Here is an 11,377-nt window from a genome sequence, read left to right as displayed (position 1 = left end):
AGTTCTGATACTGCTGCCGTTTCTTATGATAATAATAAAATTAAAAGTATAGCTTATAAAATGTCTAAAATTTATTATTCTTATGAGGGAAATCTAATTATTGGAAAAGCTTATTATAATGTTATGCAAGGAAAAGAAGTTAGGGTTAATGAAGAAAACTATTCTTATAAAAATGGAAAGCTAGAATCAATTAAATATCTTGACATTGCATTAGCGTATCCTAGAAAAATTAATATAAGATCAGTTTATACCTATTTATCAGATACATTAATTAAGGAGCAAAGATTTAGTTCTGATTATTTAACGAAGATTGAAACAGAAGAAGATTATTTTTCTCTGCTTACAATAAAAAACGGGAATAGGATTAAAGAAGTTATTGTCAACACAAAAACTAATATTCCTTCTTACGGATTTACTTATGTTTATGATAATAAGAATTCTCCTTTTAAAAGTATTGTAGGAATGAGTTTATTGATAAATGATGAAAAATCATCTTTTAATAACTGTTTAAGTCGTTCTTCTGCTGATTCTGGTGCTTATTTTGATGTACACAAGTATGAGTACAATTCTAATGGTTATCCAAACTTAGAGACTTATTATAAAGGGGGAGGAACACAAATAACAAGTTTTACAAAATATTTGTATTAACTGTAAAAACCAAGTACTTTCCGTATTTGGTTTTTTTACTTTGTTTTATTTTTGATTTTTTTTTGGGTAAGTAATTACTGATCTATTTGTTTACTGTTATAATCTAATTATCAAAGTGTATGTTGTCTTATTTTGATATTTAAAAAGCGTATAGTTCTTATTTTCAGGTTTGTGTGTCGGTATTTTTGCGAAATAATATAAACTATAAATTTTTGATTATGAAAAATACTATGTGTTTTTTTGGCGCTTTGATTTTAACAATTACATCTTGCTCCTCAAATGATAATGATTCAGAAACTGCAATTTTACCTAAAACAATTAAATTTTCTAAGCCAAATTATCCTTCAGAAAATACAACATCAACAATTACTTACAGTGGTAATAAACTTGTAAGCGTTACAGACGAAGAAGATCGAACGGATTTTACTTATGAAGGTAATGTTATTGTTAAAGCAGTGACTTATGATATTACAGCTGGTAAAAGTGACAAAAAAGAAGAAAAATCATTTTTATATACAAACGGAAAATTAACATCGACATTATATGCAAGAAATTTTACTTCCCAATATCCATTTGGGCAATATAAAGGAAGATTTGTTTATTCTTATAATGGAGACGGCACTGTTACAAAAGAATCCTACAGCACAAATGCACAAACAGGTATTGAGAGTAAAAATGATTATTTAGAGGTATATACCTTTGAGAATGGCAATTTAATTAAGCTGGTTGCTACTGATACAGGATCTGGAGTAAGTTCAGTTCGTGCGAGTTTATATGAGTATGACTCAAAAAACAATCCATTTAAAAATGTTTTAGGGTTTAATTTATTAATAGATGAAGACGATTCTAATGTTAATAATCTTATTAAACATACATATTCTTATACGGGATCTAGTATGTCTTATTTTAGTAAAACAACGTATGAGTATAATACAAATGGGTATCCTGTTAAAATAACAGTCTATCTTCAAGATGGCGTAACTATTGATGAAATTAGAGAGTACACTTATTAATTACAAATAAGTTTAAAACTCAACTAGAAACCAAATACTTTTCGTATTTGGTTTTTTTATTGGCGAAAATTGGTGAAATTCGTGTTTAAATAAATAGCTATGCAGTTCAGAACCCAAATACCAATTTCAAAAAGTAATAATCAAATCGATTATAATTCGAAAGTACTTTCTGTAGGTTCTTGTTTCGCAGAAAATATGGCGGAGAAATTCGATTATTTTAAATTTCAAAATGAAACAAATCCGTTTGGAATTATATTCAATCCAGTTTCAATTGAAAGAATATTTGAAAGAGTTTGCAATGAAGTTTTATTTACTGAGAAAGATGTTTTTTTTCATAATGAACGCTGGCATAGTTTCGAAGTCCATTCTGATTTAAGCAATTCAGACAGACAAGAATTACTCGAAACGCTTAACAAAACTGTTGCCGAAACGCATAAAAAAATTAAAGAAGCGACTCACATTATTATCACTTTTGGAACTTCGTGGATTTATCGAAATATTCAAAGTGATGAAGTCGTTGCAAATTGTCATAAAGTCCCTCAAAAACAATTTTCAAAGCAATTATTATCAGTTGATGTAATTCAGAAAAGCATTCAAAATACGATTAATTTAATTCAAACTTTAAATCCAAATATAAATTTCATTTTTACGATCTCTCCAGTACGTCATATAAAAGATGGTTTTGTAGAAAATCAATTAAGCAAGTCGCATTTATTTACAGCGCTTCATCAAGTTCTAAAAACTCATAACACACAATTCATAACTCATAATTATTTCCCTTCATACGAGATTATGATGGACGAACTTCGTGATTATCGTTTTTATGCCGAAGATATGCTGCATCCTAACCAAATAGCGATCGATTATATTTGGAAACTTTTCAGCGAAAATTGTATTTCGCAAGAAAGCCTTTCAACAATGCAGGAAGTAGATGAAATTCAAAAAAGTTTACGTCATCGCAGTTTTAATCCTGAGTCAGAGCAGCACCAAAAATTCTTAGCAAAACTCCAACAGAAAATAAAACTTTTAGGAGAAAAGTTACCGCATATTAAGTTCTAGTTTTAAGAACAGTATTGTTGTTTGATTAGTATTAGACAATATATTTTTGCTAAATGTATTCTAAAAAATCAGCAAATTTATGTCTTCATGGCTGGATAAAAAAAGTAAGAAAACAATTATTTACCCATAAATTTGGAATAATTGCATGTAATTGTGTAAATTGTTAAGAATTAAAATTTACAAATTTGTAAACAGCAGCGATGCCGTTTTATACAAAATGCAACTATAATCTAATTGTGTTAGCAGCGCATGAATAAGAAAACCATTCATTATATAAAAAAAACATTACGTGTACTATTATGGTGCTTGGTTTCTGTAGTTATACTTTTATTGCTTCTTATAGTGTTAATTCAGGTTCCGTCCGTTCAGAATTATGTAAAAGACAAAGCAGTTACGTACCTTCAAGACAAAATTAAAACCAAAGTTTCCTTAGATCATATTTCTATTAAATTTCCAAAAGACATAGTTCTGGAAGGATTTTACTTTGAAGATCAAAAAAAAGATACACTTCTGGCAGGAAAACGCTTAGAATTGGATGTAGATCTTTTTAAAATCGTCAGCAGTGAACTAGAGATTAACTCTGTTTCATTAGAAAATGTAAAAGCCAATATTTCGCGAAACAAAAACGGCATTTTCAATTTTGATTATATCGTAAAAGCCTTTGAATCTAAAGAGCCAAAAGTAGAAGATCCAGATAGTAAACCCTTTAAAATATCAGTTGTAAAAATAAATCTCGATAAGGTTAATTTTAACTTTAAAGATGATTATTCGAAGAACGATGTTCGTGTAAAACTGACACATTTTGATACCAAATTCAAAGAATTCGATTTGGATAAAATGAATTTTGATATTCCGAATATTGATCTTGACGGATTAAAATTAGTTTTGAATCAGGATGTTGTAGAGAAAATTGCCGAAGCTTCAGTAAAAACTGCAGATACAATTTCGCAGCGTACTGATTTCAATTTAAAACTAGGTAAAATCAGTTTGTCAAAAATTGATATTGCTTATGATAACAAAGATTCAAAATTAGATTCAGGAATAAAACTCGGCAGTTTAAAATTATCATTCAATGAAATTAATTTAAACAAACAGCTCGTAGATCTAAATGCTTTTGAACTTAAAGATTTAAGCGGAAATCTGAGATTAGGAATAAAAGACAAACAAATTCAAACTCCAAATTTAGATACAACAGCAATCAAGCAAGCCGGCTGGAAAGCGAAACTAAATAAAATCGACATAGAAAATGTTGCTTTTAAATTTGATGATATGCAGTCAAAACCAACTTCAAAAGGTTTAGATTACAGTCATCTAGATTTAAGTAAAATGAACTTTCAGGCTGAGAAATTGTATTATGCCAATGACACAATTTCTGGAAATATAAAAATGCTGACCGTAAACGAAAAAAGCGGTTTAAATATTCAGGCTTTAAAAACAGATTTTTTTTACGGACCAAAAAATGCTTTTTTGGATAACTTGTATTTAAAGACGCCTCAAACTCTTGTAAAAGATAAAATAAAGGTAGAATATAAATCGCTTGCGGCCTTGCAAAAAGACATTTCAAATCTTGTGATTGATGCCAGTTTAAAAGAATCGAAAATAGGTTTTAAAGACATTTTATTGTTTGTTCCGGATTTACAAAAAACAAATCCTTTTAAAAGCAATCCAAATGCAGTTTTATATGTAAACAGCCGCGTGAGCGGAAAGGTAAAAGACTTAAATATTCCGAAGTTTGAAATGAGCGGAATTGGAACTACAAAAGTTTCTCTTTTGGGAAAAATTACGGGACTTCCTGACGCGCAAAAAGCATATTATGATTTAGATATTAAAAAACTGTCGAGCACTTCAAAAGATATTAATTCGTTTGTACCCGCAGGAACAATTCCCAAAAACATTCAATTGCCGTCTCAGCTCAATCTAAGCGGAAAGTTTAAAGGTTCGGCTCAGAATTTTAAAACCAATCTGACTTTAAACAGCAGTTTTGGAAATGCAAAAGTGGATGCTTTATTTGATCAACGCATTAAAAAAAGAGAGAAATACGATGCGACTGTTTATTTGCTTGATTTTGATTTAGGCAGATTGATTAAAAATGACTCCATCGGAAAAATTACGCTTAAAGCTAAAGTAAAAGGAAACGGCCTAGATCCGAAAACAGCAAATGCAGCAATTGACGGATTGGTTAAGAAAGCGGTTTTTAATCGTTATACTTATCGAGATTTAGCGTTAAAAGGAAATATTGCAAATGGCTCTTTCTCCGTAAAATCAGGAATGCAAGACCCTAATTTGAATTTTAATTTAACAGCAAGCGGTGATACGAAAGATAAATTTCCAACCGTAAAACTTAAATTAAATCTTGACATTGCCGATTTAGAAAAATTGAATCTGCATGCAGGGCCAATGAAACTGCGCGGAAATGTCGACGCAGATATCACGAATAGCAATCCAGATTTTTTGAACGGAAAAGTGTTTCTTTCGAATATTCAGATTTTACAGGATGCTGAGCCAATTGTTTTAGATTCAGTGCGTGTAATTGCTTTTTCAGATAATACTAGAAATAATATTAAAATATCTTCTCAGTTTTTAAAAGCAGAAGTAGATGGAAAATACAAATTGACAACTTTGACAGCAGCCATTAAAAAATCATTGTCAAAATATATCGATTTAAAAAAACCTAAAGTAAACGGAGAATCTGATGAACAAAGATTAGCTTTTACCTTAACCGTAAATAATGATCCAATTTTGTTTAAACTGATTCCAAAACTTACGAGTTTAGAACCTATTAAAATCTCTGGAAAATATAATAACATAACCGATTCTTTAGAAGTAAAAGGAACAATTCCGAGAATTGTATATGCTGAAAATACAATAGCTGACGGAAAAATTAATATCGAAGCTAAAGAAAATGCTTTAGAATATTCAGTTTCAATTGCAACAATTGAAAGCGGTTCGCTAAAAATTCCATTCACCAGTTTGTCTGGAAAAGTTGAAAATAATATACTGAATTATGCACTTGAAGTGAAAGATGCAAAAGATAAACAACAGTATTTTATTGCAGGAGAATTTAAGGCAGAAGATTCGAAGAACATATTTAAAATAGATGCTGAGAACTTTATTCTAAATTATGATAAATGGAATATCGATTCAGAGAATGCGATTGAATTTGGAGGCAAGCGTTTGTATGTTAATAAATTCTATTTGGATAATAACGGAAATGAATTAAAAGTTCAATCTCAGGGAATACAAGATAATGCGCCGCTTCAAGTTGATTTTGTGAACTTCAAAATCGAAACCATTATGAATATGGTTAAAAAAGACGAGCTGTTGATGCAAGGTTTGATTAACGGTTCTGCTTTAGTTGAAAATATAATGACGAACCCAATTTTTACTTCAAATTTAAAAATTGATGATTTTACTTTTAAAGGTGAAAAAGTAGGAGATTTAGAAGTAAAAGTAGACAATAAAGCAGCAAATCTTCTAGCTGCAAATGTGACTTTGAGTGATGAAGGGAATGATGTTAATTTGAATGGAACCTACACAATTGATGCAGGAAATTTTGATTTTGACGTTGCCATAAATAAACTAAATATTAAAAGTATTCAAGGTTTTAGTATGGGAAACATTACTGAGGGAACAGGATACTTATCGGGTAATTTTAAAATCATAGGAAACGCAGCTGCTCCAAAAATAAACGGAGAACTTAATTTTAATGATGCCGGTTTTAGAGTAACGCAGTTAAACTCTTATTTTAAAACAGGAAATGAAACAATTGCTTTTAATAACGAAACCATTTCATTTGATAAATTCTCTCTTTCTGATGAAAATGAAAATGAATTAGAGGTAAACGGAACTATAAAATCAACAGATTTTAGAGATTATAATTTTGATTTGGCTGTTACTGCAGACGATTTTAGAGCAATACATTCTAAAGAAGTTGATAATGATTTATTCTATGGAGATTTATTTTTAGACACCAAACTTACTATCAAAGGAAATCTTGAAAGTCCTGTGGTTGGCGGAACAATCAAAATCAATAAAGAAACTAAATTTACGGTTGTAATGCCGCAGTCAGATCCTTCGATAGCCGATCGTGAAGGAATTGTAGAGTTTGTTGATGAAGATAATATGTATTTAAAACAAACTGTCGATTTGCAAAATAAACTGGATCAATCGCAAGTAAAAGGAATGGATGTAAATGTTGCGATTTCAATTGATAAAGAAGCAGAACTAACTTTGCTGATTGATAAAGCAAATGGAGATTATTTAAAATTAAAAGGTGAGGCAGAATTAGTCGGTGGAATTGACCAGTCAGGAAAAACAACTTTGACAGGGAAATATGAATTTTCGGATGGCGCGTATGAAATGAATTTTAACGGAATTAAAAGGAAATTCGATATTCAAAAAGGAAGTTACATCACTTGGAATGGTGAGCCTACAATGGCAAATTTAAATATTACAGCAATTTATAAAGTAAATGCTGCGCCAATTGATTTAGTAGGAGATCAGCTTTCGACTGATGATACTGCTTCAAGAAATACTTATAAGCAAAAACTTCCTTTTCAGACGTTGTTGAAAATGAATGGAGAATTAATGAAACCGGATATTTCTTTTGGAATTAATCTACCAGATGGTAATTACGATGTTTCTTCTGATGTTGTAACGAAAACAAAAGCAAAACTGAAGCAATTAGAACAAGATCCAGCAGAATTAAATAAACAGGTTTTTGCACTTTTATTATTGAATCGATTTGTTGGGCAAAATCCGTTTGCGAGCGAGAGTGGAGGTACAAGTGCAGAATCTTTGGCAAGACAAAGTGTGAGTAAAATTCTTTCGCAGCAATTAAATAATCTGGCAGGTGAATTAATTACAGGATTTGAAATTAATTTTGATTTAGAATCATCTGAAGATTACACTTCTGGAACCATGCAAAATAGAACCGATTTGAATGTTGCAGTTTCTAAAAAACTCCTTGATGATCGTTTGAAAGTAACTGTTGGAAGCAGTTTTGGCGTTGAAGGCGCAGAACGTGCAAACGAAGAAAGCACCAATATTGCCGGCGATGTTGCCTTAGATTATCAAATTACAAAAGACGGCCGATATATGGTTCGTGCTTATAGAAAAAATCAATACCAAGTTGCAGTAGAAGGTCAGGTTGTAGAAACTGGGGTTGCTTTTATTATTACGATGAGTTATAATAAATTTAGAGAGCTTTTTCATCGTTCAGAACAAGAAAAGCAAATGATAAAGGAAGAGAAAATCCGCAAAGAAAAAAGAAAACAGAAAGAGAAAGAAGAGCAAGAGCTAAAAGAAAATCAAATAAAAGGTAATGAGCAAAAAACATAATCATATAGAAAATAGATATGTAAAGTATTTTGTACTGTTCAGCCTTTTTTTTGTTTTAAGCTGCAGTAATACAAAATATCTGCCAGATGGCGATTTACTTTATACAGGAGCATCTGTTACGGTGAAAGATTCGATCATGAAAAAGAAAGATAGAAAAGCACTTGAAACAGAATTAGAAGGGTTATTGCGCCCAAAACCTAATAAACAGATTTTTGGATTACGCCCTAAATTACTGATTTATAATCTTGCCGGTGAACCTAAAAAACAAAAAGGAACTAGATATTGGCTGCGAAATAAAGTAGGCGAGGCGCCCGTACTTTTTAGCAAAGTCGATTTAGATTATAATGCCGCAGTTTTACGAAATTTTACTGAAAATCGAGGTTATTTTAAAACGCAGGTAAGTGCAGATTCTACCGTTAGAAGTAAACGTGTTACAGCAGAATATACCGTTATACCAAAAAAACAGTATATAATAAAAAGTGTAACTTTTCCTGATGATTCTCTGGCAATGTCCAGAATAATTGGAAGATCAAGCCGAAGAAGTTTATTGAAAGTAGGAAAACCATACGACTTAGACGTTATAAAAGCAGAACGTGAACGTATTGATGCCAGACTAAAAGAGAAAGGTTATTTTTATTTTAATCCGGATTATCTTTTAGCTAGAGTAGACAGCAGTAAAGGCGATCACGAGGTAAAAATCAAAATAATAATAAAACCTGATACGCCGCCTAAAGCATTAACCGCATATAAAATTAATAACATATTTGTTTACCCAAATTATTCTTTAACAAACGACAGTGCAGTTTATAGAAAAAAGAATATTACACAATATAAGGATTTTACAATTATTGACACGACAGAGACTTTTAAACCAAGGGTTTTTGACAGAACAATATATTTTAAAAAAGGAGATTTATATAATCGGAAAGATCATAATCTTACTTTGAATCGCTTTGTGAATCTGGGAACTTTTAGTTTTGTTAAAAATGAATTCAAACCTTCAGACAGCATAAAAAATGCTTTAGATTCTTATTACTATTTAACGCTTCTGCCTAAAAAGTTTATACGGGTTGAAGTTTTAGGAAAAACAAATTCAGCCAGTTATACAGGAACAGAGATTAACTTGAATTGGAATAACCGAAATTTACTTAAAGGTGCCGAATTGCTGACAGCGTCTATTTTTGGCGGAGCCGATTTTCAGCTTGGCGGCGTAAATAAAGGTAAAAATATTTATAAGCTTGGAGCCGAAACAAGTTTGACTTGGCCAAGATTTGTAACTCCTTTTAATATTGAAGGAAACAGCGAATTTGTGCCACGAACTAAAGCTACAGTGCGATATGAATATCAAAAAAGAACGCAGTTGTATGCTTTGAATTCTTTTAATACATCATTTGGTTATTTATGGAAAGAAAACATTCGTAAAGAGCATCAATTAAATGTTATAGACATAACTTATGTAAGTCCAAATCATGTTACGCCAGAATATTTAGAAGATATTGAAGAAGATGCAGCATTGGGGAAAGTAATTGAAAAACAGTTAATTTTTGGTCCAACTTACAGTTATACGTATACTAATACGATGCAGAAACGTCGAAAAAATACGATCTATTTTAATGGCGAAATAGATTTAGCTGGAAATCTTACCGGTTTAGTTACAGGAGCTAATATCAAGAAAAATGACACAATAAAAATACTCGACGTTCCATTTAGTCAGTATGTAAAAATTAGATCAGATTTTAGACATTATTTAAAATTAGGAAAAGAAAGCGAATTAGCAAGCAGACTTATAGTAGGCGCTGGATTTGCTTATGGAAATTCGAATACACTGCCTGCTTCAAAGCAATTTGTAGTTGGAGGAACAAATAGTATTCGTGCCTTCAGAGCAAGAACTTTAGGGCCGGGAAGTTATGTGATTCCGCCAACAACAAACGATAATTATACACCAGATCAATCTGCAGATATAAAGTTGGAGTTTAATACCGAATACAGGGCAAAGCTTTTTAGTATTGTGAGAGGTGCAGTGTTTTTAGATGCTGGAAATATTTGGCTTTTAAACGCCGACCCAAATAAACCTGGAGCCGAGATTTCGAAAGATTTTATGAAACAAATTGCAATAGGCGCTGGAGCGGGATTACGCTTTGATTTATCGTTCCTGATTCTAAGAACAGATTTGGCTTTTCCACTTCGAAATCCGGCATTACCAGACGGACAACGCTGGGTTATTGATGATATTAATTTTGGAAGCAGTACATGGCGAAAAGATAATCTGATTTTGAATATCGCTATTGGGTATCCATTTTAAAGGATTTTTGTTTTATTTTTTAGTTGCTTTTTTTCGCTACGAATTTCACGAATTTTCGCTAATTCTATACTTTGTTTTTATTCCTCAATTTTAAAAAGATCATACTGAAAAATTAGTGTAATTAGTGAAATTCGTGGCGAAAAAAACTAAAAAAAGAAGTAAATTCGTCTAAACATTTTATCAGAATGCAAAACTTAGTAAAAAGAATTATTGGCGTTGGTGTTATTATTTTAGTCATCGTTTTGGCTTTTAAATATTGCGAGTTCAAAAAAGATGACGATTCAACAATCGATTATAATACCAATTTAATTCAAGAGAAAATACTTAATGTTGGAAAATTGGTTGTTACCGAAGGGCATTTCTCTGAAGTAATAACTTATAAAAACCAGCAGAAGTATTTGATGGATATGATTTCATTTGAGAAAAAAGCACTTATTGTGGTAAATGCAAATGTTACTGTTGCATATGATTTGCATAAAATGAAATACGACATCGATGAAAAAAATAAAACCATCACGATTTTAAATATTCCAAAAGAAGAGATTACTATAAATCCGGATATTCAGTTTTACGATGTTGAACAAAGCAAGCTGAATCCGTTTACGGGTGATGATTATAATAAAATCAATAAATCGGTAAAAGCGAATCTAGCCAAGAAAATCGAAAAATCTTCATTGAAAAGTAATGCACAAAACCGTTTAATAAGCGAGTTGTCTAAAATTTTAATCCTAACTAATTCAATGGGTTGGAAATTGCAATACAATGGCAAAACGATTGAATCTGATGCAGATTTAAATGAGGATTTGAAATTGTAGTTTTTGAGGTTCAAAGAGGCAAAGGTTCAAAGAAACAGAGGTTTTTTTGCCGCTCAAAAGGATTAAAATGATTTTTTGAATTGTCTCCTGCTTTAGCTGGAGGTATTCATCAAGAAATTGAAAAAGGCTTTAGCCAAAATATAAGATTTGGCTAAAGCCTTTTGATTTTTGCTTTATTTTTTCCTCCAGCTAAAGCAGGA

At 31.1% G+C, this 11,377-nt stretch carries 6 protein-coding genes; all 6 read left to right on the top strand.

What is annotated here, in order from left to right:
- Positions 1–648, top strand: a 648-nt coding sequence (locus tag BOW57_RS14035; protein ID WP_206734745.1) for a hypothetical protein, incomplete at its 5' end; no start/stop codon positions are given.
- A gap of 218 nt (positions 649–866) precedes the next feature.
- A complete protein-coding gene (locus BOW57_RS14030) occupies positions 867–1,661 on the top strand; it encodes a DUF2963 domain-containing protein (RefSeq protein ID WP_129055101.1) in 795 nt (264 codons plus the stop codon).
- A 99-nt stretch (positions 1,662–1,760) separates the two neighbouring features.
- Positions 1,761–2,720: a GSCFA domain-containing protein gene (locus BOW57_RS14025; protein WP_129055099.1), complete on the top strand. Its 960-nt coding sequence runs from the start codon at positions 1,761–1,763 to the stop codon at positions 2,718–2,720.
- A 249-nt stretch (positions 2,721–2,969) separates the two neighbouring features.
- Positions 2,970–8,060 carry a translocation/assembly module TamB gene (locus BOW57_RS14020; protein ID WP_129055097.1) on the top strand — a complete coding sequence of 1,697 codons (5,091 nt, stop codon included), beginning with the start codon at positions 2,970–2,972 and terminating at the stop codon, positions 8,058–8,060.
- Positions 8,044–10,362 carry a BamA/TamA family outer membrane protein gene (locus tag BOW57_RS14015; protein WP_129055095.1) on the top strand — a complete coding sequence of 773 codons (2,319 nt, stop codon included), beginning with the start codon at positions 8,044–8,046 and terminating at the stop codon, positions 10,360–10,362. Before BOW57_RS14020 ends, BOW57_RS14015 begins: the two co-directional genes overlap by 17 nt.
- Positions 10,363–10,547: 185 nt before the next feature.
- Positions 10,548–11,177 (top strand): DUF4230 domain-containing protein, encoded by a 630-nt coding sequence (locus BOW57_RS14010; protein ID WP_129055093.1) that lies wholly within the window; start codon positions 10,548–10,550, stop codon positions 11,175–11,177.
- Positions 11,178–11,377 lie beyond the last annotated feature (200 nt).

It is taken from the genome of Flavobacterium sp. YO64 (assembly GCF_004119505.1).
Lineage (GTDB): Bacteria > Bacteroidota > Bacteroidia > Flavobacteriales > Flavobacteriaceae > Flavobacterium > Flavobacterium oncorhynchi.
This window is presented reverse-complemented; position numbering and strand designations above follow the sequence as displayed.

Excerpts from the sequence above, each read along its gene's own strand:
- BOW57_RS14030 (WP_129055101.1), top strand. The coding sequence starts at position 867 with ATGAAAAATACTATGTGTTTTTTTGGCGCTTTGATTTTAACAATTACA.
- BOW57_RS14025 (WP_129055099.1), top strand. The coding sequence starts at position 1,761 with ATGCAGTTCAGAACCCAAATACCAATTTCAAAAAGTAATAATCAAATC.
- BOW57_RS14015 (WP_129055095.1), top strand. The coding sequence starts at position 8,044 with ATGAGCAAAAAACATAATCATATAGAAAATAGATATGTAAAGTATTTT.
- BOW57_RS14020 (WP_129055097.1), top strand. The coding sequence starts at position 2,970 with ATGAATAAGAAAACCATTCATTATATAAAAAAAACATTACGTGTACTA.
- BOW57_RS14010 (WP_129055093.1), top strand. The coding sequence starts at position 10,548 with ATGCAAAACTTAGTAAAAAGAATTATTGGCGTTGGTGTTATTATTTTA.